Origin of the sequence: Dyadobacter luticola, from assembly GCF_005860805.1 — a bacterium.
Classification (GTDB): Bacteria; Bacteroidota; Bacteroidia; order Cytophagales; family Spirosomataceae; genus Dyadobacter; species Dyadobacter luticola.
The window spans coordinates 903505-928753 of sequence record NZ_VCEJ01000002.1; the positions used below are offsets into that span (position 1 = coordinate 903505).

Annotated in this window: 20 protein-coding genes; 5 read left to right on the forward strand and 15 right to left on the reverse strand. The window is 46.6% G+C overall.

Annotated elements, in window-relative coordinates; all coding sequences use genetic code 11:
* Positions 1-6: 6 nt before the first annotated feature.
* From FEN17_RS03840 to surE, 4 genes are all read right to left on the reverse strand, one after another.
* Positions 7-561, reverse strand: a complete 555-nt coding sequence (locus tag FEN17_RS03840; RefSeq protein WP_138363972.1) for a TetR/AcrR family transcriptional regulator — start codon at positions 559-561, stop codon at positions 7-9.
* 248 nt (positions 562-809) lie between these two features.
* Positions 810-3134, reverse strand: coding sequence for a DUF7133 domain-containing protein (locus FEN17_RS03845; protein ID WP_138363973.1), 2325 nt, complete (start codon positions 3132-3134; stop codon positions 810-812).
* A gap of 53 nt (positions 3135-3187) precedes the next feature.
* Positions 3188-4489 carry an MFS transporter gene (locus FEN17_RS03850; RefSeq protein ID WP_138363974.1) on the reverse strand — a complete coding sequence of 434 codons (1302 nt, stop codon included), beginning with the start codon at positions 4487-4489 and terminating at the stop codon, positions 3188-3190.
* Between the two features lie 238 nt (positions 4490-4727).
* Positions 4728-5465 (reverse strand): 5'/3'-nucleotidase SurE, encoded by a 738-nt coding sequence (gene surE / locus FEN17_RS03855; RefSeq protein ID WP_138363975.1) that lies wholly within the window; start codon positions 5463-5465, stop codon positions 4728-4730.
* An 87-nt stretch (positions 5466-5552) separates the two neighbouring features.
* On the opposite strand from surE, the gene FEN17_RS03860 reads away from it, so the two are divergent.
* Positions 5553-6455 (forward strand): diacylglycerol/lipid kinase family protein, encoded by a 903-nt coding sequence (locus tag FEN17_RS03860; RefSeq protein WP_138363976.1) that lies wholly within the window; start codon positions 5553-5555, stop codon positions 6453-6455.
* A gap of 5 nt (positions 6456-6460) precedes the next feature.
* Here the strand turns inward: FEN17_RS03860 and FEN17_RS03865 are convergent, their stop codons facing one another.
* Complete coding sequence (locus FEN17_RS03865; RefSeq protein WP_229208679.1) at positions 6461-7153, reverse strand: SGNH/GDSL hydrolase family protein; 693 nt, start codon at positions 7151-7153, stop codon at positions 6461-6463.
* A gap of 214 nt (positions 7154-7367) precedes the next feature.
* Here FEN17_RS03865 and FEN17_RS03870 point away from each other — a divergent pair, with 214 nt between their 5' ends.
* Complete coding sequence (locus tag FEN17_RS03870; RefSeq protein ID WP_138363977.1) at positions 7368-8090, forward strand: proteasome-type protease; 723 nt, start codon at positions 7368-7370, stop codon at positions 8088-8090.
* 70 nt (positions 8091-8160) lie between these two features.
* Here FEN17_RS03870 and FEN17_RS03875 read toward each other — a convergent pair whose 3' ends face one another.
* The 6 genes from FEN17_RS03875 to pdxA all read right to left on the reverse strand — a co-directional run bounded on the left by FEN17_RS03875 (position 8161) and on the right by pdxA (position 16411).
* On the reverse strand, positions 8161-10482 hold the full coding sequence (locus FEN17_RS03875) for an efflux RND transporter permease subunit (protein WP_138363978.1): 2322 nt from the start codon (positions 10480-10482) through the stop codon (positions 8161-8163).
* Between the two features lie 64 nt (positions 10483-10546).
* On the reverse strand, positions 10547-11740 hold the full coding sequence (locus tag FEN17_RS03880; RefSeq protein WP_138363979.1) for a class I SAM-dependent methyltransferase: 1194 nt from the start codon (positions 11738-11740) through the stop codon (positions 10547-10549).
* 66 nt (positions 11741-11806) lie between these two features.
* Positions 11807-13606, reverse strand: a complete 1800-nt coding sequence (locus FEN17_RS03885) for a tetratricopeptide repeat-containing sensor histidine kinase (RefSeq protein ID WP_138363980.1) — start codon at positions 13604-13606, stop codon at positions 11807-11809.
* A gap of 173 nt (positions 13607-13779) precedes the next feature.
* On the reverse strand, positions 13780-14403 hold the full coding sequence (locus tag FEN17_RS03890; RefSeq protein WP_138363981.1) for a DNA-3-methyladenine glycosylase: 624 nt from the start codon (positions 14401-14403) through the stop codon (positions 13780-13782).
* Positions 14404-14408: 5 nt separating this feature from the next.
* On the reverse strand, positions 14409-15296 hold the full coding sequence (locus FEN17_RS03895) for a YicC/YloC family endoribonuclease (RefSeq protein WP_138363982.1): 888 nt from the start codon (positions 15294-15296) through the stop codon (positions 14409-14411).
* Positions 15297-15301: 5 nt separating this feature from the next.
* Complete coding sequence (gene pdxA, locus FEN17_RS03900) at positions 15302-16411, reverse strand: 4-hydroxythreonine-4-phosphate dehydrogenase PdxA (RefSeq protein WP_138363983.1); 1110 nt, start codon at positions 16409-16411, stop codon at positions 15302-15304.
* A 95-nt stretch (positions 16412-16506) separates the two neighbouring features.
* Between pdxA and FEN17_RS03905 the strand changes: the two genes are divergently transcribed.
* A complete protein-coding gene (locus FEN17_RS03905; RefSeq protein WP_138363984.1) occupies positions 16507-17433 on the forward strand; it encodes a 2-hydroxyacid dehydrogenase in 927 nt (308 codons plus the stop codon).
* A gap of 59 nt (positions 17434-17492) precedes the next feature.
* Here FEN17_RS03905 and FEN17_RS03910 read toward each other — a convergent pair whose 3' ends face one another.
* Genes FEN17_RS03910 through trpS form a run of 4 tightly spaced genes read right to left on the reverse strand, consistent with a single transcriptional unit; the run spans position 17493 to position 20628 of the window.
* Positions 17493-18059 (reverse strand): 50S ribosomal protein L25/general stress protein Ctc, encoded by a 567-nt coding sequence (locus FEN17_RS03910; protein WP_138363985.1) that lies wholly within the window; start codon positions 18057-18059, stop codon positions 17493-17495.
* A gap of 35 nt (positions 18060-18094) precedes the next feature.
* Positions 18095-19039, reverse strand: coding sequence for a ribose-phosphate pyrophosphokinase (locus FEN17_RS03915; protein WP_138363986.1), 945 nt, complete (start codon positions 19037-19039; stop codon positions 18095-18097).
* Between the two features lie 39 nt (positions 19040-19078).
* Positions 19079-19654: a phosphatase PAP2 family protein gene (locus FEN17_RS03920; RefSeq protein WP_138363987.1), complete on the reverse strand. Its 576-nt coding sequence runs from the start codon at positions 19652-19654 to the stop codon at positions 19079-19081.
* Positions 19651-20628 (reverse strand): tryptophan--tRNA ligase, encoded by a 978-nt coding sequence (gene trpS, locus FEN17_RS03925; protein ID WP_138363988.1) that lies wholly within the window; start codon positions 20626-20628, stop codon positions 19651-19653. The genes FEN17_RS03920 and trpS overlap by 4 nt, the downstream gene beginning before the upstream one ends.
* A gap of 104 nt (positions 20629-20732) precedes the next feature.
* Between trpS and FEN17_RS03930 the strand changes: the two genes are divergently transcribed.
* Together FEN17_RS03930 and dnaE are read left to right on the forward strand one after the other, a co-directional pair.
* On the forward strand, positions 20733-21398 hold the full coding sequence (locus tag FEN17_RS03930) for a DUF2461 domain-containing protein (RefSeq protein ID WP_138363989.1): 666 nt from the start codon (positions 20733-20735) through the stop codon (positions 21396-21398).
* Positions 21399-21555: 157 nt separating this feature from the next.
* Positions 21556-25206, forward strand: a complete 3651-nt coding sequence (gene dnaE, locus FEN17_RS03935; protein WP_138363990.1) for a DNA polymerase III subunit alpha — start codon at positions 21556-21558, stop codon at positions 25204-25206.
* Positions 25207-25249 lie beyond the last annotated feature (43 nt).

Sequence of the window (25249 nt, forward strand, 5' to 3'; positions counted from 1 at the left end):
TTTTTTTTAGATACTAATTGCCCGGCTAAATGAAACCCACGCCAGCTTTTTTAGCTCGGCATCCGGCATTTTCCGTGCAGTTTGCGTAGCGATAGAAGCCGCCACGATTCCGTGGTGTAAATGATGGATCCAGTCCAATGTCAGGACAGGATTAATTTTTCCGGTTTCCAGCAAATATTGCAAATGCGATTTCCAGACGTGAAAAGTGTTATCGTAACCTGAACATTCCTCGTTCCCAGCCTGGTGCGAATGGTCGTGCATGGTATGGAGCTTGTGCAGAAACGAATGTTTGGTGCCGCAGTCGACGCCGGCGTAAAACATTCTTTCCAGCTTTTCCATCGGATCGTCAGAACTATTGTAAGCTTTCAGCATGGCAGCATGGCAGGTTTTGCGCACTTCCTTCTGGCACGAATCCATCAATTCTTTCCGATCTTTGAAATACCGGTGCAACGTCCGGCGCGTGGTCTGGGCCTGCTCCGCCACTTTTTCCAAAGGTGCAGACAGATCTTCATTAAAGATCAGAATCGCTGAATCGATGATATCTTGCTCGGTGTCTTTCATATCTGTAAAACAAAGATAGGGCAATGTCTCAGATTTGTGACATTACCCTATTGTTTTTTTCTTATTCTTTCTATTTCCGTCGGCTTAAGCCGACGGCATGAGATGCCATTGCGACGGCATGAGATGCCATTGCGACGGCATGAGATGCCATTGCGACGGCATGAGATGCCATTGCGACGGCATGAGATGCCATTGCGATGGCATTGCGATGCCATCCAAAATGCCATTTTGCGGCGATTGGCCGATTGTCAGATACCGTTTAATTCGGACTCAGTGAATGCTTTCTCACGTCCTGTGAGCTTTGTGCGCACTTTTAGTACTTCCTCGGTGCTCACATTATCTCCGTTATTTCGCCACGATTTGCGGATGAAGCTGAGCAGCTGCGCAATGTCTTCGCTCGGCATATCCTTGTCGTACCCGATGCCAGGCATATCCCCGCTCACTTCGGGAGTTTGGTATACATGACCATTCACTTTCACCGGGCCGGTCAAGCCGAAAAGTACGATGGAAATGAGCTTATCCTTGTTACCGGTCACCCACTCCGACTGGTTCAAAGGCGGCGCCAGGGAACGTACGCCACCGCCGTCGGGGCCGTGGCAGGTTTGGCAGATCGAGGTGAAAAGTGCTTCACCTTTCGGGAATTGTTTTTTCAACATATCCGGGTTACGGTTGCCCTGCGCGCTTTTGACACCAGCAATTACTTTCTGCAATTGTTTATTCAAAAGCAAATCCGGGTTGCCAAGCGATGCGGTGATGTTATTTTGGAACAACTCTTCACGGTCCTGCATGTTGCTGATGACGGCATCCGACACGTAGCGGTTGTTCGGATATTTAGTCGCCAGTTTGGTCAGCAAGCTTTGCGAGACGGTGGTGTCAAATTTGGCGAGGCTGTAACAGTTCAAGGCAATGTAAGGCGCTGATAGCGTGTCATTTTCCGCAATCATCCCTTCGAAGTTCGAAGCGAACTGCTTGTAAGAAGTCGGCGTCATCAAAGTGGCCGAAGCGTACAGGCCCTGCATTTTGTACATCCAGTTACTTTGTCTGAGCCAGGAGATTACTTCCTCTGGTTTCAAAGAATTCAAGCCTTCCAAAGTCCAGAGCGCGTGGATGGCGAGTAGGGGATTGGCAGTTTGTTTCAATGCTTCCCGCAAAGCAGGTACCGTCTGGTTATACTTTCCGTCGATCAGCTTTTGCTGCGCCCGGTCGCGGACCCAGCCATTTGAATGTCCCAGCAGTTTGACTAGATCATTTGCACCGTCTGGAATCATGACGGGTTTTGCATTGGATTTTTTTGGCACCACTTTGTAAATCCGACCAGCGGAAAGTGGCTGGGTAAGATTTCTTTTTCCGATCTGATCTTTCAGATAAGGCGTTAGATATGTTTTGTGCTGGATGATCCCGCGGTACATATCCAGAATGTACATCGCTCCGTCGGGAGCATTGTAAAGACTCACCGGCCGGAAACGCTCGTCGGTGCTTGCCAGAAATTCTTTTCCCTTGTAAGCCTGCTCGCCTTTCACGACGTACCCTTTTTCATCAATGATGTTTCTTTTGATCAAATTGGCCGAAGGCTCCGGCACGAACGCATTGAAATCGAATGGTTTGCCAAATAGATCACCCCGATAAATCACCGGGCCGGCTGCTGCAGTGAAATCATTCAGCCGCAGGCTATCGTCGAGAATGTTCTTCATATATCCGCGGTTTACACCAGGCGTCGGGTGCAGCGGGTATACCTTGTTGTTGGCTACTGATTTTTCATTGTAACCTGCCACTGTGCGCTGGTTTTTGTTCCACGCGCCCAAGCCGGCCGGAAAATAGTCGCCCAGCAAATTCTGGGAGTTATTGTTGTAATAAAGTCTTCCGTAATTGTCCTGGCAAATTCCCCACTGGCCGCGAAAATGCGTATGTTCGATCAACCATTTATTGCCTACTTTCCGGTAACGTTTGTCCGATTTTGCATTATAAATCCAGTTGTCCATCGCACGCAGCAGACCATTTGGCTGGTGTTCCACATTGCCGCCTTCGGTGTATTTCGGGTCGACCAATGTTCTTTTTCCAGCCACATCATTTTTGATTTCATAAAACCACAAATTTGTCGGCTCAGCTACGAGGATACCATTTTCTATCAAACAAATAGCTCTTGGCAAAACCAGCGAATCGATAATTACCTTGCGGTCGTCGTACACGCCATCTTTGTTTTTGTCTTCCAGGATTACAATGTTACCGTTTGGAATGTCCTCGCCGGTACCAATTGTATCAGGCATATAACCCGTCATTTCCACCACCCACATCCGGGCTTTGTCATCAAAAACCATGGCGACGGGAGAGCTTACCAGCGGTTCGGAGGCCACGAGTTTTACCTCGAAACCGTCCTCCACCTGCATTTTGGCGATGGTATTTCCGGCGGGGATAAAGGGCGATTTGCCGGGTGTGCCGGCTGCCGGAATTTCCTGCTTTGTTACCTCCGCGGTTGTTGACGTCGTCTGCCCGGCGGTTGTCTGCTTGTTTGTTTTACAATAAACTAATGTGAAAGAAACAGCAAGAAAGAGAAAAGGATAGCGGTACTTTTTCATTTCAGGATTTAGCTCTGCAAAAATTAGTAGAATAGATCAGCCTGTTAATCAGACTATAAGACTTTTAACGATTCTTCAACGGGTTTCATATTTTTGGTCAAAAAATGAATGATACCCCATGCTAAAAAATAAGCGAGCCCGCAGATTGTGAACAGGATATTGTACCCCGCACCAATGTTGCCCTGACCTTTGTAATAGTCTAGCAGCGCGCCCACCAGCAGCGGGAAAAACGTGGACCCCAGCGAGCCGGCCATACCGCCAATACCTACCACAGAACTCACCGCTCTTTTGGGAAACATATCCGAGACCGTTGTAAAAATGTTGGCACTCCAAGCCTGGTGTGCGGCAGTCGCCACACTGATGATCCCGACCACTACCCACACATTGGTAGCGAACTGCGCAAGAATGATCGGTAGCACCAGAAATGCCACAATCAACATGGTTACCTTCCGGGCTTTCAGCGGCTGCCAGCCTCTCCCGATTAAATAGGAAGAAAGATATCCACCGGCAATGCTGCCGAATGTAGTAGCAGAATATACGATAGCCAAATGCAAGCTTGGCTTTTTCAAATCGAGGGCAAATGTGGTCGCGAAGTAGGAGGGAAGCCAGAACAGAAAAAACCACCAGATCGGGTCCGTCAGGAATTTACCGATAATAAAAACCCACGATTGGCGCAGTTGAAGCAACTTTGTCCAGTGAATGGGCGCCTGGTTTTCACCATCACCTGCCTCATTATCGCTGTGAATGTAGGCATATTCTTCGGGCGTAACTTTTTTGTGCCGGGAGGGGATTTCATAGAAAATCCACCAGAAGATCAGCCAGATGAAACCCAGCGCACCCGTGATCAGAAATGCTTCCTGCCAGCCGTAAGTCCCTAGCAGCCAGGGTACCATAATGGGCGCCAACACGGCTCCGATGCTGGTACCGGAGTTGAATATACCGGTCGCCAGTGCGCGCTCTCTTTTGGGAAACCACTCCGCCGTAGCTTTCACCGCCGCCGGGAAATTTCCAGATTCACCCAAACCTAAAACCGCGCGTACCGCTCCAAAACCCAATGTGCTTTTCACAAAAGCGTGCGCAATTGCAGCGACGCTCCATATAATGATGGAGATAATGTAGCCCATTTTGGAGCCTACTTTATCAATAATGTTACCAAAAACAATGTAGCCCAGCGCGTAGCAGCCCGCGAAAATCATGACGATGTCGGCATAATCCGATTCCGTCCAGTTGAATTCTACTTCCAGGGTTGGCTTTAATAATCCAAGAATTTGTCTGTCGATGTAATTGATTGTGGTGGCAAAAAAAAGTAATCCGCAAATGACCCAGCGGTAATTCCCATTGTCAGTTTGTTTCATAGCGAGGATTTTGGTGAATTCTTGGATTCAGGAAAATGGTTGAAAAAATGGCTGCCCGGGGATAAGACTGCATTTGTACCATTCTACCCCTTAAAACCTCTGCAAAGACTTCATAAAAAATCCCGCCTTCACAATGTTTAGTTGTTCTGGCAGGATCTAAGTAATCAAGGAGCCGTATGAGTAAATTAGTCATTTCGCCTGGTGGCGATTTACGCATAAAGGTAATCAAAAAACGTATCTACTCTGCCACCGGGTATGCAAGTTGCGCTTTCATCAACGCATCTTCATTGGTCAGGTCGAGGCGCAGCGGGGTTACCGATACAAACTGGTTCTCAATCGCCCAGCGATCGGTACCTTCTTCCGCAGCTTCCAGCGGTACTACGGTAAACCAGTAATGTTTGCGGCCCATCGGGTCAAGCGCGGGGACGATCTTATTGTCATAAAGCCGCACCGATTGCCGGGTCCAGCGTACACCCTGCGGATTGGGCGGGAAGTTTACGTTGACCAGGTTCAAATGTGGGTTTTCAAAGATCAGCTTCAAAGCTTTCTCAACAAAAGGATCTAGTGCAGTGAAATCCGGCTCGATTTCGGTCGGCGTGCTCAATGCAATACCTTTTATTCCAAATAGTACGGCCTGCTTCGCTGCCGCTAATGTACCCGAGTGCCACATGGCATTTCCCAGGTTCGGCCCCATGTTGATACCCGACAGCACCACGTCCGGTTTATCCCATAAATGCTGGCCCAAAGCCACGCAGTCGGCAGGCGTACCATTGACGCGATAGGCGTCAATACCGTCAAAATCGATCGGTGATTTTTTATAGGAAAGCGGCCGCGAGGCGGTAATTGCGTGACCCATAGAGGATTGCTCCACATCAGGCGCCACGATCTTTACTTCCCCGAACCTTGCCGCAATTTTGGCTAGCGCAGCGATGCCAGGACTGTATATTCCATCATCGTTTGTTACCAGGATTTTCATAGCATGAATCATTGATTTCCCGGGGAGCTAATAAAATTATGCCTGGTATGTTTTTTATAAAACTGATGGTACGCTAAAAATCACTGTATGAAAAAGGCCGCTCTTTTGCACAATCCCACTGCGGGAGATAACGATTTCAGTAAAAAGCAACTTATTAAGCTCATAGAAGGCGAAGGTTTCGGATGTGCTTACGCGTCGGTAAAAGAGGAGGGCTGGGATCAATTTGAAGACGATACCGATTTTCTGGCAATCGCAGGAGGTGACGGGACGGTGCGCCGCGTGGCCAAAGCATTGATGAAAAGAAAGTTGCTGGACAAACAATTTCCGCTGGCGTTGCTTCCGCATGGAACTGCCAACAACATTGCCTGCGCGCTGGGCATAGACGGCGAGGCCCAAAGCATCATCCAGCGTTGGCACCACTATCATTTGAAACCAATGGATGTTGGCAAAGTCCATGGCCTACGCGACGACCTGTTTTTTCTGGAAGGTCTCGGACTTGGGATTTTTCCAAAGCTGATGAAAGAAATGGGCAAAGTGCCGCCTGAGCATCTCGGGGAAACGGTCCCTGAAAAGCTGAATGTTGCCAGGAACGTTTTGTGCGACCTGGTGAGTAAATATGAGGCGAAACCCTGCACCATCATCGCAGACGGTACGGAGCATACCGGCAATTTTCTGATGGTGGAAGTGCTCAATATCAGGTCCATCGGGCCAAATCTGGTGCTGGCTGCTAATGCTGATCCTGGTGATGGCGAATTTGAAGTGGTGCTGGTGACGGAAGATCACCGGAAACGTTTTCAATCATTTTTGCAAAGCCATATCGATGGCGAAGTACATGACTTTAATTTTACCACCATCCACGCAAAGCATGTTAAAATTATGACGGACTGGAAAGACCTGCATGTTGATGATGAGCGGATTAAAATTGAGGCGCCGGTTGACATCGAAATCGAGATACTGCCCGGCATGCTCAACTTTATCATTACCGAATAAACCGGTTAGATTTTAGGTTTAATCGCCGGAATGGTTTCGTTTACCCAAAGCCGGTACATTTTTGCCGAGAAATGCAGATTGTCTGAAGCAACCATGGACACATCGTTCAATGCGGTGCGTGAGATGTCGGTAATGTTGATAAAAAGGATTTTTTCCTTGTCACATTCCTCTTTCGCTACCTTATTAAAATTGTCAATCTCCTTCGCGGTCCTTTTCCTGACAGATTCACCAAAAGGCGTGACGCCCCAATCCGGGATGGACAAAACAAAAACCTTTTCCGCATTTCCACCTGCGTACCCGATGCTTCTGACCAGCAGATCGTGAAATTGTGAACGATACTCTTCTATGCTGCGTCCCTGATACTGATTATTCACACCGATAAGCAGCGAAACCACATCATAAGGTTTATCCGGATGGTAATTTTGGGTTCCGTCGAGCAGGTCTTTGGTCGTCCAGCCCGTTCTTGCGATAAAATAAGGCTCCTGCACAGCTACACCATTTTCTCTGAGCGCGGCGGCCAGCTGCATGGGCCAGCGATCTTCCTTCGAAACGCTTTCACCTATGGTATAAGAATCTCCGAGCGCAAGGTAAGTCAGGCCGCTGCCTGTATCGTTATTTCCGGGTTTTGCAGGATCCGGTGAGCTTTTGCAGCTTGACAGCAACATTAACAATGCGAAAATCTGTGTGATTGTTTTCATACGCTTATATACCATAAATCGGCTGTTTTGGATCGACTCGCCGTGTCATTTTGAAGCTGGTGATGTCTAACAATTTCAAAAAATTATCATGAAAAACCCGTTTTTATACCTGATCCATTGCTCAATTTGGTACTTTTGAGGCTGTTTTGCGTATTTGCCGGAAATGCTTTGCAGCACATTTGTAATGTTCTTCCGGAGTTTTAAAAGAAAAAAAATGACTTATTGTTTAGGAATAAAAGTGAAAGAAGGGTTGGTAGCAATTGCCGATACAAGAATCACAGCAGGCACCAATACCACGGTAAAAAGGAAAATGTACGTCACCCAGAAGGACAATTATTCCATGTTCATCATGACGAGCGGACTGCGGTCGGTGCGGGATAAGGCGGTACATTATTTTGAAGAACTGATCAATGATGGCGCGGTTTACGACAGGCTTTACAAAGCTGTAAATGCCTTTGGTGAACAAATCAAGCGGGTTGCCGAAGAGGACAGGGCCAACCTGGAAAAGTCCGGATTTAAGTTTAACCTGAACACGATTGTCGGCGGCCAGCTGCGGGAAGATGAGGACCACAAGCTGTTTTTGCTTTATTCGGAAGGAAACTGGGTAGAGCTCGACGAAGGTTCTCCCTACGTGATTATCGGAAATTCTGGTCAGGGAAAAGCGATACTGAACCGGGTTTTGAATGAAGAATCCACCATGAAGCAGGCGCTGAAAGCCGGGTTTCTCTCTTTCGATTCCACGCGCGTCAGTAACAATGATGTGGGCTTTCCGATTGATGTGGTTTTATATAAAAAAGACAGTTTCAAAATCGTCCAGCATCGCTACGAAGAAAAAGACCTGCGAGAAATCTCGGAAATCTGGGCCGACAAGCTGAAACAGGCACTCGACGACATTCCGGAAGAGTGGATGGACCAAAGCTTTGATAAAATACCTTAGAATGCTGAAAGCGAAAAAGGCCGGCTGATAAATTTTCAGCCGGCCTTTTTCATGCGATATCCAATGCTTTTTATTCAGGCTTCACTTCTTTCCCTTGCCTCTTGGCAATCGATAGAAGTAATGCAGGAAGTAGGATCAGGTTGGTACACATTGCCACCAGCAATGTAATCGAAACCATCACACCCATCGCCGCAGTACCGCCGAAGCTCGACGCCGAGAAGATGGAGAAGCCGCAGAAAAGAATTACCGCCGTGTAGATCATACTGAGCCCGGTACCATAGATCGATTTGGTTACCGCTGCCGAGGGCGTCAGGCCATTTTTGTAAAGTTCCTCGCGGTATCTCGTTAAAAAGTACACCGTACCATCTGAGGCGATCCCGAATGTAATGCTGAAAATCAGGATTGTAGTTGGTTTAAAATAAATATCGAAATAGCCCATGATCCCGGCCGTTAATGCCAGCGGAATAAGGCAGGGCAGTTTGGAAAGCAGAATGATAGGTACGGAACGAAAAAGCGCCATACCAACAATCGCAATCAGCGCAATCGCGATCAGAAGACTTTCATACAGATTTGACAGCAGGTAATCATTGCTTTTCAGGAACACGAGGCTGTGGCCCGTGAGACTTACCTTGTATTTTGAGGGATTAAAAATGGAATCCACTTTCGGGCGGATCTTTTGCATCAACACCTTGATGCGCTCAGAACCTACATCCGCCATCTGAAAACTCACCCGGGTGGTACTTTTGTCCTCGCTCAAGAACGCATTAATTTGCTTATTTGCGCCCTGGTTGCCCTGGATGTAACTGTTCATTTTGTTCAGTTCCAGCACGCCGGGCAGTGCATAATATTTGGAATCTCCGCCACGATACGCCTGGTACAAAAAGCGCGAAGCCTCCACCACCGAGAGCGGCTTCGAGAACTCGGGAAACTTGGCCATTTCGTTTTGAAAAGCCTTGATTTTGTACAGGGTCTGCGCCTGATTGGCGAAAACACCATTGGGCTGTTTGGTATTCACCATCACCTCGAAAGGCAATACACCGTTGAAGTTTTTCTCGAAAAATCGCAGATCAGTGTATACGACGTCCTTCTTCGGCAAGTCGTCCACCACATATCCGATCGTTTGGATTTTGGTCATCCCAAAGGCTGAAACGATGATCATGATCACCATGACAATGTATATTTCACGGCGGCGGTTGTGCACCAGAAAGTCGATTTTACGCAAAAATCCGATTGCCCATTTTCCTTCCAAATGTTTTAAATGTCGCGCTTTCGGCACACTCATATAATGTAGTGTGATCGGGAGCAGTACCAGGCAGAGCACATACGTAACCATAACGCTGATCGCCGCCACAACGCCAAATTCTACCAGCAGGATGCTATTTGTAAAATAAAACACCCCAAAACCAATCGCGGTCGTCATATTCGCCAGGAAGGTCGACAAGCCGATCTGCCGGATCATTTCCCTTAAAGCCTCGTCCTTTCGATTGTGCAGAATGAGCTCAGCCTGGTATTTATTGATCAGAAAAACACAATTCGGCACCCCGATTACAATGAGCAGGGGCGGGATCAGTCCGGTTAATGCGGTGATTTTATAATCAAATAAATGCAGGATACCGACAGAGAAAACCACGCCGATCAGCACTACGATGATAGATAATAATGTGAGTCGGAATGAGCGGAAAAACGCCCAAAGGATCAGTAATGTAACAAATACTGCTAATCCCATGAAAAGCTCCATTTCGCCGGAAATCTTTTTCATGTTTACCGTCCGGATGTAGGGCATGCCGGAGTAGTGCAGGTCGGTTTTATACTTGACGGCAAATTCTTCCGACAACTTTTCAATGTCATCGACAATAGTCAGCCGGCGCTTGGAATTCAGTTCTTTATCATTGAATGTCACGACGATAAGCGTCGCATTGGTTTTGCTGTTGAGGACCAAACCTTCATAAAAAGGCAGGTTTAAAATTTCTTTTTTGAGACTGTCAGCCTCTGCCTGTGTAGTCGGGATTTCCTTGATCACCGGCTGAAAATCGAACCGGGTTAGACTATCATTCCGGACAACTTTCGCAACATTCGCGATTGAAAGCACATTCTTGATGCCTTCCGTATTCTTGATTTCCTGCGATAGCTTGCACCAGTCACGGAATTTATTAATCTCAAAAAGCTGCGGATCCTGCCAGCCGATCACCATCACACTGCCATCTTCCCCAAAAAGTTTTCGGAAATCCTGATACTCCTTTTCGACGGGATCATTGGAAGGCAAGATTCTGGCAAAATTGTAGGAGAGCTCAATTTTACTGGCTTCGAAAGCCATGAAGACGGTTGACACTAACACTAATGCAACCCACAGCAGCCGGTACCGGATAATGTAAGTTGCTATTTTATTCCACATAAGGTTTTAATCAGGTTCTACAAAAAGTTGCAAATATAGGGACGCTGCCGAGTAAAGGGGCTTTTTACAAGTTTAAAATGCCCGTCATTCTTTCCAGATGGTGGTATTCAATGCCAAAGTATTGTTTCGCCTCCGCGATTTTTTGCAGGATCGCTCCCTGATCTGGCTTGTTCCTGTGATCCTTCGTACCCACGATCATGACATTTTTCGGTGTGTGCTCGTCAGAAACGAATTCGAATATCTTCGTCTTGTATCCAAAATATTCCAAAACCATCGCCCGGATTCCGTCAGTAACCATTTCTGCCTGTCGTTCCAGGAAAATGCCGTATCGCGTTAGAAACTGGACATCGTTTTGTGCCTTGTGTTTCTCCATTTCTCGCCTGATCTGCTTGTGGCAGCAAGGTGCCACTACGATCAGCTCAGCTCCGGCGGAGATACCTTTAAAAAGCGCATCGTCGGTCGCCGTGTCGCACGCGTGCAGCGCGATCAGGATATCCGTCCCGGCACTTTCAAATTGTTCAATGGTTCCTTCCTGAAAGTGGAGGTGCTTAAAATTAGCGTTCCAGGCGATTGTGTTGCATAAGTTCACCAGGTCCGGCCGGAACTCGACGCCGGTCACTTCGGCTTCCAGATGAAGCACCTGGGTTAGATAATCGTACAAAGCGAATGTCAGATACCCTTTTCCCGAGCCCATATCGGCTACTTTCAGCTTCTCCTTTGTTGGAATTTCCTTGATCAGGCTGCTCAGTATCTCAATGTAGTGGTTGATCTGGCGATATTTGTCCTGGGCATTTTTTAGCACATTCCCGCTTTCGTCCGTGATTTTCAGCTCGTGCAGGTACTTTTTATTCTGAGAAGAAATCAGCCGGTTTTTTGTCTTATCATGCTCAGCGGAAGGCACTTCCTGTACGCTCGAAGACATCTTCTTTAATGTGATTTTCTTGCCTCCGTGGATTTCCAGTTGCAGGTCAAAAGCCGTGGTAAGTAATGTGGCTACATGAAAGTCGGAGCCGAGCCATTTATTCAGAAGTTCCGTGCTTTCGGCAGCCGAATAATTTTTTACAATGTCCTTGGTTTTGTAGCGGTAAGTGAAGCTTAATTTTTCTTCCTTTTTAATCAGGACCTTCTTAATGTAAATGCTTTTGAGGTTTTCTTCCTGCCCCTTATAATTTCCAAGTGAAAGTTTGGCAAATGTTTGATCGGCAAGGCTTTGCGTAAATGCAGTCAGGAATTCTTCTACCTTTTCGGTAATGTTCATGAATGTTATTTTCTGTTCTTTAAGCTAACACCAAAAAGCACGGTGCAGTTTAATCGCGGAGGAAAACTAGCGCGCCACAGTTTTGGGAATCTCGATTTCCACCCGCGTACCCTTGGATTCCTGACTCTGGATCTGGATTTTGCCATGAAGACTTTCCACGCGGTTTTTCACATTTTTAAGACCAATACCCTGCCGCGAAGGATCGATCATCCCGCTGCCATTATCCGCCACCACCAGCGTAATCGTTTTGGTGTTTTCAACCAGATCAATGCTGGCCTGGCTGGCTGCTGAATGTTTGATAATGTTGTTGGCGAGTTCCAGAATAATGCTGTACAACTCGAATTCAATCTTGTTATTCATCCGGTTCTTTAGGCCGGTCAGATTGAATTTGAAATCAATGTTCTTGTTTTCGTTCAGCTTATCGACCAACCGGTTCAATGCTACGATCAACCCGTGTTCTTCCAGCTCCGCAGGCATCAGGTTGTGTGACAGGCTCCTGAGTTCACGATAGGCTGAGCCGACCATCTGGTGCACACTGTTGTAGATTTTCTGCTCTTCCGGTGAAAGGACTTTTTTATCAATTCCGTACAAATACCAGTTCAGCGATGCCAATGTTCCACCCAAATGATCGTGCAGCTCTGCCGCAACACGCTTTCTTTCAATCGTTTGTCCCTGGATAAGCGCTTCCCTGATTTCCGTATTTTTCCTTCTCAGCTTTTTGTTGTTAAACCAAAGAAATGCAGCAAAAGCGATGATCAGGCAGGTAAAAACAATAAGTACGCGCTGGATATTTTTCTGTTCGCTGATAATCTTTTGCTGCATCGCGGAGTCCATCAGCTCATTTTCGTAAGTGAGCTGGTACATGGTATACTGCCTTTTCACGTCGTCGTTATGGACCATACGCCAGCTGTAATTCACCTGGATATTGTATTCCAGCGCCTCTTTATACATTCCCTTGCTGGCATAGGCGCGTGAAAGTGTGATCAGCGCCCAGTTTGTCTGCTGGTTGGAATGATACAACTTGGCCTGTGCCAGGGCTTTTTTTCCTTCCTCAATCGCCTTGTCGAATTGCCCCATTCTGAAATACACATTGCTGAGGTCGTTTAATGTATTGAGCTCTCCGTAGCGGCTGTTGGTTTTTCGTGAGAGTTCGAGGCTTTGCTGAAAGTATTTTTCAGCTTCGGCGTATTCATGAATTCTCACTTTCATGTAACCTTTATTTTGCAAAATAGACGCCCGGCCCCAGTCCGAATCGAGGCTATCGAAAAGTGTATATGCCTGGTCATAATATTTGATGGCCACATCGTACATGCTCTTCTCACGATAGGCATTGGCCAGGTTTTCAACCGTTAAAGCTCTCGCGCTGTCCGCATCCAGCTGCGTAAATATCTCAATCGCTTGCTCATAGTTGACCCGCGCCGAATCCCACTGGCGGTATTCGGAAAAGCTTTCAGCCAGGAATCTTTTTGCGTGCGCAGTGTAAAGCGGCATGTTCATCCGCTTGGAAAGGATCATGGTTTCATTGGAAAGCTCCCGCAGAATATCGTAGCTCCCGTCGAGTAAGTAATAGGTGCTTAATAGGTTGTACGCCAGTATTTTACCTTTACTCCACTGATGTTTTTGGGAAAGAAAAAGAATGTGTTTTGCGTAGAACATCGACTTGTCTGCGTCGATAAAAATGTAGGAAGCGCCCTTTTTGTAGTATTTGATGACGAGCGCGGTATCCTCTTCAAAATTTTCGCGGGGAACAGCTTCCGGAATTTCATCTTTATCCGACTGGAAAACATCGGAGTTGCTGGAAGAGCATCCGCCTGAAAGGAGCGCAATGAAAATGACAGGAAAAAGAAGCTTGCAAAAGTCAATCATACTGTCCTGATACCATGTCGGCAATGTCTCCGGGAGGGCCGGAAAGAATGAAAGAATTTCATGGTATTCGTTGAGATTTCGGGGTTATCACCTCAAATATAAAAAATACATCTCTAACCATGGTGGTTATTTGTGATTGAATTGAATATTTTGAAGCATTAAGTGCCCGAAAATCAACCGCGGCTTACATATTTATTACCCTTGATAAAGTAACGGTAGGGGAGATCAGCGCCCACATTTATGCCGATTCTCGGGGAAGATTCCATTTCAAAACCGGAAATAATCGGGGGCGTGATGAAAATATTAGCATCATTCAAATGCAAATGATTGTGAGCCGAGCGCTCGATACCCATAGCGCGCACCAGCTTGCCAGGACCGCGGCACAAATCTTCCAGCTTAATCTTGCCTTTCCGGATCGATTCCCCGCTTTTACCAACTTTTAACGAGCGTCGCTGCTCCATAATTTCAATGCCGCGTGTAGGCTCCAATGCACGGATCAACACAGCTTCCCCGATCCCACATTCGTTACTTACTACATTGAAACACTGATACATACCGTAAATCAGGTACACATAAATCGTACCGGCAGCACCGTACATCGGCTCCGTACGGGTAGTACGGCGGTTGTAGGCGTGGCAGGCCGGGTCGTCCCGGAGATAGGCTTCCGTTTCAACAATAATCCCGGCGGTGGTACCGTCGGGACTATCGTGAACAAGCTCACAACCCAGTAATTTTTGTGCAAGCGTGCGCGTATCATGCGCGTCAAAAAACGATTGCGACAGCCTTGTCGTGGACATCGGTATCAGATAATGTTCATCGTCTGCTCTTTGATCTTTTCCAGCTCGTCCTTCATCTGGACCACAAAATGCTGGATCGAAACGTCATTGGCCTTGGAACCGATGGTATTGATTTCCCTGCCAATTTCCTGTGCAATGAAATTCAACTTTTTACCATTGCTTTCCGCCGCCTTCATGGTTTCCAGAAAATAGGTCAGGTGATTTGCCAGACGTATTTTTTCTTCTGAAATATCAAATTTCTCCACGTAATAAATCAGTTCCTGCTCGAAACGGTTCGGGTCGAAATTATCGTCTGATAACAATTCCCTCACTTGTTTTTCGAGCCGCTCACGTACTGCGGGGATACGCAGCTTGTCCTGCTCGCCCACGCTGTCCAGTAGCGTCTGGATCGTTTTAATGTATTCAGAAAATTTATCGCTGGTCATTTTGCCTTCCTGCTCCCTGAAAACCGTGCATTTACGTAAAGCCTCCATCACGGCGACTTTGATCTGCGACCAGTCATTTTCCTTGCTCGAATCGTCGACAGTCTCATTATTATACGCGTTCGGCATTTGAAGGGCGATTCTCAGCAATTCCGTGAAGTCGGGAGTGAAGCCCAGATCGCTCGCGGTATTGGAAAGATCCTGGTAATAAGCGGCTACCAGCTGACGGTTTACCGAAGTGGAAGCAATGGTTTTCCCTACCGGCTGCACGGTCAGCGTGAATTCCACTTTGCCGCGTTCCAGCGATTGTGTGATCAGATTCCGTATTTCAATTTCCTTTTCCGAGTAGTTTCTGGGTATGCGGCAATAGATATCCAAAAATTTCGAGTTCAGGGTTTTAATTTCGACCGTAACATTGATCGAGTCGGATTCGATGTTGGATACACCGTATCCGGTCATTGATTTCAGCATTTTTGTTAGTTGTTAAAACGTTGCTTCCCGCCGGATTTGGCAGGATGTTGGCTTTCAGATGGTTGTGGTTTAGATATCAGTGCATTCTTATCCATATCCGCATTAAAAATTCGGAACCTGGAAATGTCGCAAGCCATATAAATCGCCTGCAAAATGGAGCCTGGTTCCGCCAGATTTTTACCGGCAATGTTGTAGGCAGTGCCATGATCGGGCGAAGTGCGCACAGCAGAAAGTCCTGCCGTAAAGTTGACACCTTCATTGAAAGACAATGTTTTGAAAGGTATCAATCCCTGATCGTGGTACATCGCGAGTACGGCGTCATATTGTTTGTAGGTACCTGCCGCAAAAAATCCATCCGCCGGGAAAGGTCCGACAACGATGTGGCCTTTTTCCTTGAATGTTTTAATTACCGGCTGGATGATTTCGATTTCTTCCGTACCCAGCAAACCATTTTCCCCGGCATGCGGATTCAGCCCCAGCACCGCCAGTTTTGGTTTTTTTATGCCAAAATCACCTTTTAATGATTGTAAAATCTGCTCGATCTTGGCCGTCAGCTTTTCTGTTGTAATGTTTGCTTTTACATTTTCCAAAGGAATATGGCCGGTCAGCACCCCTACGCGTAAATCGCCGGAAACCATAAACATCAATGCATCCTCTTTCTCAAATGCCTGCGCAAGGAATTCGGTGTGTCCTGGAAATTTGAAAGTTTCGCTTTGAATGTTGTCCTTGTTGATCGGCCCGGTCACCAGCGCGTGGATTTTGCCTTCTTTTAAATCTTCCACGGCTCTTTTTAATGCTGCCAGTGAACCTTGGCCAGCTTCGGCGGTAATTTTTCCCGGCTCTATCTCGGTCTGGTGATCGTGCCAGCAAGTGATCACGTTTGTTAGTTTGTGATTTACCTGATCTGCTTTCTGGATGCCGTGAAGCGCCCAGTCTTTCATTTCCAGTTGCGTTCTATACTGGTTCAATACCCGCAACGAGCCATAAATAATGGGTGTGCACAATCTTGTTAACTGGTTTCCTTCAAGTGCTTTAAGGATTACTTCTGGTCCAATACCATTATAATCGCCAATTGTAATTCCTATGATGGGTTTGTCGCTATGTTGGTCGCTCATGTACGTAAAATGCGGTTGAATCTATTCTGCGGAGTAATTCTATATTACTTTTGCCAAAAAATTGACCGGCAAGTTACAAAAAATCCTGTGCTCCTATGAAAATCCTGATAGCGGACTCCATGCATTCGTCTCTTTTCAATATGCTGGAACAGCGGAACTGGGAATATGACTACCAACCCGAATACCGTAGAGTAGAAATTAAAGCCGCGCTGCCGGAGTTTGACGGACTTGTGATCCGTAGCAAGACTTTCGTGGACCGGGAAATGCTTGCAGATGCCAAAAACCTGAAATTCATCGCCAGGGCAGGAGCGGGGCTGGACCTGATCGACCTGGATGTGGCGAAGGAAATGAACATTCAGGTTTTCCATGCAGGTACCGGAAATCGCGATGCCGTGGCGGAACATGCACTGGGGATGTTGCTGGCACTATTCAACAACATTCTGAAAGCCGACCGGGAAGTCCGGAGCGGTATCTGGGACCGGGAGGGAAATCGCGGCGTGGAGTTGATGGGAAAAACCGTTGGATTGATCGGCTATGGAAATAATGGTACGGCTACTGCAAAAAGAATGAGCGGCTTTGGCTGTAAGGTGCTTGCCTATGATAAGTACCGCGACAATTATGGCGACGAATTTGCAGAGGCATCTTCTCTGGAACGGATTATGGCTGAGGCAGACATTCTGAGCCTGCACATCCCGCTGACTGAAATCAGCAAGCGAATGATCGATGACACATTTATCGAAAAATTCGCGAAGTCTTTCTACTTCGTAAATCTTTCAAGAGGAGAAACCGCCAGCCTGAGCGCAGTAGTTGCAGGCCTGAAAAGCGGTAAAATCAAAGGAGCTTGTCTGGATGTACTGGAAAAAGAGAAGATTGATAAGTTAAGTGAGGCTCAACAAAAAACTTTCGATTATCTGAGAACCTCGGATAATGTTGTCTTAACTCCGCACATCGGCGGCTGGACGCACGAGAGTTACGTTCGGATCAATGAAGTGTTGGTATCGCAAATCGAAACTGGCATATAACAAAAATGCCGACCAAAGGTCGGCACGTTTGCATCTATTAGCCATGAAAAATAAAATACTTATTTACCAAGTGTACCGCGAAGTGCACGTGGGATCTCTACTGATGCGATCGGATTACTTGCGGCTGTCAATATAACAAAATTTTCAGCTTTCAGTGCACCTACTTTAACAGATTTTCCTAAATCTAGTTCCGTAATATCAACATTCACGTAGTCAGGAATGTTCTGCGCCAATCCTTGTACACGCAATTTACGCAATTTTTGATTCATTTTACCACCCTTCATTACTCCCGTAGAAGTACCTGTCAACTTCACCGGTACATCCACTTTGATCTCCTTGCCGTCAACAATCTGCAAGAAATCCGCGTGGATCAATGCATCGTTTACCGGGTGGAATTGTTTTTCCTGAAGAATGGCGTTATATAAGTCACCTTCGATATTCAGGGTAACATTAAAAATATCCGGCGTGAAAAGCAATTCACGGAACAACATCGATGGCGCGTAGAAATGTACTTGCTCGGCGCCTCCGTACAACACAGACGGCACATAACCTTGTGCGCGTAACTCCTGGGCTTCCGTCTTTCCGAGATTCGCTCTTTTAAACCCTACAATCTCAATACTTTTCATAAGAATTTTTAATAATAAGTGAAATAAAATAAAATTTACTGATAGTTTATAAATAATGAACTAATAGATTCATGATCTCTGATCCGACCGATCGCCTTTGCAAAAAGCTCTGCAACCGACAATACGCGGATTTTTGGATTGTGTTGCTTCAAAGGAATCGTATCCGTAATAATTAATTCCTCCAAAACGGAGTTGGCAATATTTTCGTGGGCATTGCCCGACATGATCGCGTGCGTACTGATTGCCCGGACCGAATTAGCGCCTTTTTCCATGATGATTTCGGCCGCTTTGCAAAGTGTACCGCCAGTATCGATCAAGTCATCGACTAGTACGACATCCATTCCTTCCACATCCCCGATTACCTGCATGCTGGCAATTTCATTGGCCCGTTTGCGGTGTTTATCGCAAAGGATCATATCAACATTCAGGAATTTGGCAAAGTTTCTTGCCCGCGCCGCGCCGCCCATATCAGGGGAAGCGATGAGCAAGTTTTTCAGGTTCAGTGACTTGATATAAGGAACAAAAATCGAAGTACCTTCTAAATGATCAACCGGTAAGTCGAAGAAACCCTGGATCTGTCCGGCGTGTAAATCAATTGTAATCAAACGATCCACACCAACAGAAGTAAGCAAATTGGCCACCACTTTCGCAGCGATCGCTACGCGCGGCTTGTCTTTTCTGTCCTGCCTGGCGTAGCCGAAATAGGGAAGTACCACTGTTACATAATGTGAAGATGCGCGACGTGCGGCATCCACCATTAACAATAATTCCAGCAAGTTATCAGCTGGCGGAAATGTGGATTGGATCAGAAAAACATCACATCCCCTGATTGATTCTTCAAAACTTGGAGACAGTTCGCCATCACTGAACTTGCGTAAAGTGTAGCCTCCCAGCTCCTTACCATAATACCTGGCAATGTCTTTGGCCAAATATTCGGACTGACTCCCCGAAAATATTTTTACTGTATTAAATGATCCCATTGGCCAGACTAAAATTTCCGCAAAATTAACTAAAATGATTCAATTAAGATAATATCTTTTTGAAAAAGTATGATACAGCAGGACGCACATGAAGCCTACAAGTGTACCGACGATTGCCCCAACGAAGATGTCAGCCGGGTAGTGGACTCCAACATATACCCGGCTATAAGAGTACAAGGCCGCCCAGACAAAGATCAAACCGATATATCTGACATTGTTCCTTAAAAAAGCGAACCACGTCACTGCCAATGCAAAACTTGTGGATGCGTGCGAGGAAGCGAATCCGTAAAGCCCGCCGCAACCCGTCACTTCATGCACCAGGCCATTTAATGTTGGCTCGTGACAGGGGCGGAATCGCACAAAATAGGGTTTCATGAGCCCGGACGTAATCTGATCTGCAATGACGACGGCAATGATCACGGTTAAGATGGCAGCGAGACCTTTTTTCAGGCCAGGTTTCATCGAGAAAAAAATCAGCAGAATGTACATCGGGACCCAGGTGTATTTAAATGTGACCCAGTACATAATCGCGTCGAGCCAGGGCGTATGCATGCCGTTCAGCCAGAGAAACAGCTCCTGATCGGAATGTATCAGCGTGTCCACGGCGTCATTCATGAAGCAAAGCCGAGTATCTTGCGGACTTTTGCGACAGTTTCCCGGGCAATTTCGCGGGCCTTCGCTTCTCCCTCAATCAGAATATTTTCCAGCTCGGCCCGGTTTTCCATATAGTAGTTGAAAATCCGGCGCGGCTCGGCGTATTTTTCCAGCATACATTCAAACAAAGCCTGTTTCGCGTGGCCATAGCCATAACCACCATTCAGGTAATTTCGGCGCATTGTTTCAACGTCTTCCGCTGAGGCTACGAGACTGTATAATTTAAATGTAATGTCGCTCTCCGGGTCTTTGGGCTCTTCCAGCGGCGTGGAATCCGAAACGATTTTTTTAATAACTTTTTTAAGCTCGTTTTCCGGCAGGAAAATGTCAATATAATTATGGTAAGACTTGCTCATTTTTTGCCCGTCAATGCCCGGAACAGTCATCACCCGCTCATCGATCAGTGGTTCGGGAAGTACTAAAATGTCTTCACCGGCCGCTGCATTAAAACGCGACGCAATGTCCTTGGTCATTTCCAGATGTTGTTTCTGGTCTTTTCCTACGGGAACAATGTTGGCGTTATAAAGCAAAATATCAGCCGCCTGCAACACTGGGTATGTGAACAAGCCTGCATTTACATCGGCCAGTTTTTCTGATTTTTCTTTATATGAAGTAGCATTGGCCAGCATCGGGAAAGGTGTGAAGCAGCTCAGATACCAGGCCAGTTCGGCATGTTCCTGGATACGGGATTGTCGCCAGAAAACATTCGTACTGACATCGAAACCAAACGCAAGCCAGGTTGCCGCGATAGCCCGCACATATTCAGCACGCTCCTGACCATTTTTAATTGTAATCAGCGAATGAAGGTCTGCAATGAAGAAAAAAGATTCGTTTTCCGGATTTTTTGAAAGCTCGATTGCCGGCTGGATCGCCCCGAGAATATTACCTAAATGCGGCCTGCCGCTACTCTGAATGCCTGTAAGAATTCTGGCCATTTAAAATTTTGTTGCTGAAAATGTCTCCTTTCGTATCTCCAAAATTCGCTAAATTGGATCACAAAACGTAGCAAATTCGAATTTAATAGCTTCATCAAGATCTGATGGATTCCAAAACACTTCACTTTTTAAGTCAGTTAGCAGAGAATAATAACAGGGACTGGTTTCAGGCAAACCGTAAACTTTACGACGCCGCAAAGGCTGATATGGAGCAACTTGTGGGATATCTGATTCAGGAAGTAGGCAAGTTTCAGGACCTGGGGAATATTCAGGTCAAAGACTGTCTGCTGCGCATCAACCGCGACATCCGTTTTTCAAAAAACAAGGCGCCTTATAAAAACAACCTGAGCGCCGGCATCGGTCCCGGCGGCAAAAGTTCAGGCAAAATCGATTACTACATTCAGATACAGCCACACGGCCAGACATTCCTGGGCGGCGGGATGTGGGAAACAACGCCGGAGCAAATCGCCAGGTACCGGCAGGAAGTGGATTACAATGCACAGGAGCTGAAAACCATCATCGAAGACAAAGATTTCCGTGCATATTTCCCTGAAATCCACGGCGATGCGCTCAAAACCGTCCCCAAAGGCTACGCCAAAGACAATCCCGAAATCGAGCTCCTAAAAAGAAAGCAACTCTTTTTCATGCATCAATACACAGACAAGGAAGTTTCATCCAAAGATTTTGGCAAACAGGTTTTAAAAGGGATTGAGCTGCTAAAACCTTTTACGGATTATATGAACCATGTGCTTTATAATCAGGGGGAGTAAGTAAATTTTTTCCGTTTTCCTCAAAGGAGTAGAGCCCGCGGGGAATTTTGACAGGCATTTTGCCGGTTATACTTTATATTTCGTTAAGCGACCTTTTCAAATTCTCAGTTTATCGCGAAGGTTATTATCCACTCGGTTAAACCCCAAATACCCCAAAATGCAATTTTCCCACTTACATTGCCACACCCAGTTTTCGTTGCTGGATGGGGCTGCTGATATCAAAAAACTATTTAAGAAGGCCAAAGAGGACAACATGCCTGCGGTGGCCATCACCGACCATGGGAATATGTTCGGGGTTTTTGAGTTTGTGGCGGAGGGGAACAAGCAGGGAATCAAGCCGATTGTCGGGTGTGAATTTTATGTCGTGGAAGACCGGCATGTGCGGCAGTTTACTAAGGATAAAAAGGACGTGCGTTTTCATCAGCTGCTGCTGGCGAAGGACGAGATCGGGTATAAAAACCTGATCAAAATGTGCTCGCTCGGTTTTATCGAGGGGATGTATGGGAAATATCCCAGGATTGATAAAGAGCTGATTGTCAAGTATCATAAAGGGCTGATTGCAACGACTTGCTGTATCGGGGCGGTGATTCCGAAGACGATTTTGCGGCAGGGCGAAGAGGCGGCGGAGCGCGAATTTAAATGGTGGCTGGATCTGTTCGGGGAAGATTTTTACGTCGAATTACAGCGTCACGAGATCCGCGACCAGTACATTGTGAATGAAGTGCTGGTAAGGTTTGCAAAAAAGTATAATGTAAAAATTATTTGTTCCAATGATTCACATTACGTGGATCGGGACGATTGGAATGCGCATGATATCTTGCTGTGTATCAACACAGGGGATAAACAAAGTACGCCATCTGCCAAAGATTTTGACGACGATAAAGGTATCCCCAAAGGTTCGAGATTCGCGTTTTACAATGATCAGTTTTATTTCAAAAAGACCAGCGAAATGCTCTCGTTGTTCAACGATTTACCTGAGTCGCTGGACAATACCAATGAGATCGTTGACAAGATCAAAACCCTTGATCTGAGAAAAGATATTTTGCTGCCCAACTTCCCGATCCCAGAGGAGTTTAAGACCCATACCTTGTCGGAAATGGTGGGAAAAAAAGAGTTGACGGCGGACGTTTTGAACCAGTGGGAATACCTTAAACACCTCACATTCGAAGGTGCGCACCGGAAATACGGCACGATTACCCCGGCGGTCGAGGAGCGGATTAACTTCGAATTGAATACGATCCGGAATATGGGTTTTCCGGGTTACTTCCTGATCGTGGCCGATTTTATCGATGCCGGACGAAAAATGGGCGTTTTCATCGGTCCGGGACGTGGTTCTGCGGCTGGCTCGGTGGTGGCCTATGCTACGGGTATCACAAACATTGACCCGGTCAAGTACGACCTGCTTTTTGAGCGTTTCCTGAATCCTGACCGTATTTCACTTCCTGATATTGATACGGATTTTGACGATGAAGGTCGCCAGAAAGTGATTGATTATGTGGTAAAAAAATATGGCTACAACCAGGTTGCACAGATCGTGACTTATGGTACGATGGCCGCCAAATCAGCGATCAAGGATGTGGCCCGTGTGATGGATTTGCCGCTGCCCGACGCAAATGCACTGGCTAAACTGGTGCCTGATAAGCCGACTTATAACATGACCCTCAACCGGATTTTCACCGCGCCGCTCGAAGGCGAAGGAAGTCTGATGAAAAAGGAGGGTATTGCGCCTGAGGAACTTGATAATGTCAAGAAAATGCGTGCGATCGCGCTTGGTAACGATTTACAGGCGAGCGTCTTGCAAGAAGCTCGAAGGCTGGAAGGAACTGTCAGAAATACCGGTATCCATGCCGCAGGTATCATCATTGCGCCGAGTGATCTGACCGAAATTATTCCGGTAAGTACCTCCAAGGATTCGGATTTTTTGATCACCCAATATCAGGGAAAAATCATTGAGGATGCGGGGGTAATCAAGATGGACTTCCTGGGTCTCCGAAATTTGACCATTATTAAGGAAGCGTTGCGGCTGATCAAGCAAAATCACGGCAAAGAAATTGTGATCGACGATGTGCCGCTCGACGATCCTCTCGTGTTTGAGCTTTTCCAGCGAGGTGAAACAAACGCGATTTTTCAGTTCGAATCCGACGGGATGAAAAAGTACATGCGAGACCTCATTCCCGACCGGTTTGAGCACTTGATCGCGATGAACGCATTATACCGTCCCGGCCCGATCGCCTACATTCCAAACTTCATCCGGCGAAAAAATGGCCTTGAAGAAGTTACCTACGATTTACCTGAGCTGGAAGAATATCTGGCTGACACTTATGGAATTACGGTCTACCAGGAGCAGGTAATGCTTTTGTCCCAAAAGCTGGCGGGATTTACAAAAGGTCAGGCGGATACATTGCGTAAAGCGATGGGCAAGAAGCAGATCGAAACCCTGAACAAGCTCAAAGGCGACTTTATGAAAGGCGGGACAGAAAAAGGTCTCGACGCCAAAAAACTGGAAAAGATCTGGACTGACTGGGAAGCATTTGCGTCCTACGCGTTCAACAAATCGCACTCGACCTGCTATGCTTTCGTCGCGTACCAGACAGCTTATCTGAAAGCACATTATCCTGCTGAATATATGGCGGCGGTTTTAACTAGCTCGCTGGGCAATATTGACAAGATTACCTTCTTTATGGAGGAATGTAAAAACCTGGGGATCAAAGTTTTGGGTCCGGATATCAATGAATCGGACAGGCAATTTAATGTCAACAAAAGAGGTGAGATTCGCTTTGGACTGGCTGGGGTAAAAGGTAGCGGCGACGCGGCGGTTGAATCGCTCATTGAGGAGCGAAATGCAAATGGTCCATTCAAGGATATTTTCGATTTCATGACGCGCGTGAACTTGCGGACGGTAAATAAGAAAACATTGGAAAGCTTGGCGTACGCTGGTGGTTTCGATTGTTTCCAGGAATATCACCGCGCGCAATATTTTACCGCAGAAGCCGGCGAGAACAGCACATTTATTGAAAAATTGATTCGCTATGCGAACAACCACCACGCCGAAAAATCGTCTGCACAAGCTTCACTTTTCGGCTCAATGAGCGGCGGCGATACGACACTTGCAAAACCCAAAGCAGCCGATATTATGCCTTGGGACGACCTGGCAAAATTGCGGTATGAGCAGGAAGTGGTTGGGTTTTACATTTCGGGGCATCCGCTGGATACATTCCGGGTCGAGCTCGATAATTTTTGCACTTGTACTGTGCAAAAGGTGATGGAAATTGCGGAGGGAGAGCGGTCGCCGCGTTATTTTGGCAAGGAAATCAATGTGGCAGGCATTGTAACCAGCGCGCAGGAAAGAATGTCGCGGAATGGCAGCAGTTTTATGATTTTCAAAATCGAAGACTACCAGGGTTCGATGGAAATGTTGCTCGGCGGGGAAGATTATATCCGGTTTAAAAATTACCTGCAAGTTGGTCAGTTCCTGTACATTAAAGGTAAGGTGCAAAACCGCTGGAAGCAGGAAGACCAGTTCGAATTTAAAATTTCGCAGATACAATTACTTCCGGAAATCAGGGAGAGAATGTGCAAGAAAATCAAGATTAACCTGACGCTGGATCAGATTGATGCGCAATTTATTCATATGCTGAATGATACATTCAGTAACCATCCTGGTTCTTGCCTTGTGAACATGACGGTTGTTGATCCTGAAACGCACCTGGAAGTGGAAATGCTTTCGCGGGGCTACCGCATCGCTCCAACCAATGAACTTTTTAAAGTTTTGAGCGGCTTTCACGGAGTTAAATTCTCATTAAACTGATTTGTGTTATTCACTTCATACCAGGAACTTTTAGACGTCAATA

Bases quoted from the DNA above. Each gene is read 5' to 3' on its own strand.
- FEN17_RS03840 (WP_138363972.1), bottom strand. From the start codon at position 561: ATGAAAGACACCGAGCAAGATATCATCGATTCAGCGATTCTGATCTTT.
- FEN17_RS03845 (WP_138363973.1), bottom strand. From the start codon at position 3,134: ATGAAAAAGTACCGCTATCCTTTTCTCTTTCTTGCTGTTTCTTTCACA.
- FEN17_RS03850 (WP_138363974.1), bottom strand. From the start codon at position 4,489: ATGAAACAAACTGACAATGGGAATTACCGCTGGGTCATTTGCGGATTA.
- surE (WP_138363975.1), bottom strand. From the start codon at position 5,465: ATGAAAATCCTGGTAACAAACGATGATGGAATATACAGTCCTGGCATC.
- FEN17_RS03860 (WP_138363976.1), top strand. From the start codon at position 5,553: ATGAAAAAGGCCGCTCTTTTGCACAATCCCACTGCGGGAGATAACGAT.
- FEN17_RS03865 (WP_229208679.1), bottom strand. From the start codon at position 7,153: ATGAAAACAATCACACAGATTTTCGCATTGTTAATGTTGCTGTCAAGC.
- FEN17_RS03870 (WP_138363977.1), top strand. From the start codon at position 7,368: ATGACTTATTGTTTAGGAATAAAAGTGAAAGAAGGGTTGGTAGCAATT.
- FEN17_RS03875 (WP_138363978.1), bottom strand. From the start codon at position 10,482: ATGTGGAATAAAATAGCAACTTACATTATCCGGTACCGGCTGCTGTGG.
- FEN17_RS03880 (WP_138363979.1), bottom strand. From the start codon at position 11,740: ATGAACATTACCGAAAAGGTAGAAGAATTCCTGACTGCATTTACGCAA.
- FEN17_RS03885 (WP_138363980.1), bottom strand. From the start codon at position 13,606: ATGATTGACTTTTGCAAGCTTCTTTTTCCTGTCATTTTCATTGCGCTC.
- FEN17_RS03890 (WP_138363981.1), bottom strand. From the start codon at position 14,403: ATGTCCACGACAAGGCTGTCGCAATCGTTTTTTGACGCGCATGATACG.
- FEN17_RS03895 (WP_138363982.1), bottom strand. From the start codon at position 15,296: ATGCTGAAATCAATGACCGGATACGGTGTATCCAACATCGAATCCGAC.
- pdxA (WP_138363983.1), bottom strand. From the start codon at position 16,411: ATGAGCGACCAACATAGCGACAAACCCATCATAGGAATTACAATTGGC.
- FEN17_RS03905 (WP_138363984.1), top strand. From the start codon at position 16,507: ATGAAAATCCTGATAGCGGACTCCATGCATTCGTCTCTTTTCAATATG.
- FEN17_RS03910 (WP_138363985.1), bottom strand. From the start codon at position 18,059: ATGAAAAGTATTGAGATTGTAGGGTTTAAAAGAGCGAATCTCGGAAAG.
- FEN17_RS03915 (WP_138363986.1), bottom strand. From the start codon at position 19,039: ATGGGATCATTTAATACAGTAAAAATATTTTCGGGGAGTCAGTCCGAA.
- FEN17_RS03920 (WP_138363987.1), bottom strand. From the start codon at position 19,654: ATGAATGACGCCGTGGACACGCTGATACATTCCGATCAGGAGCTGTTT.
- trpS (WP_138363988.1), bottom strand. From the start codon at position 20,628: ATGGCCAGAATTCTTACAGGCATTCAGAGTAGCGGCAGGCCGCATTTA.
- FEN17_RS03930 (WP_138363989.1), top strand. From the start codon at position 20,733: ATGGATTCCAAAACACTTCACTTTTTAAGTCAGTTAGCAGAGAATAAT.
- dnaE (WP_138363990.1), top strand. From the start codon at position 21,556: ATGCAATTTTCCCACTTACATTGCCACACCCAGTTTTCGTTGCTGGAT.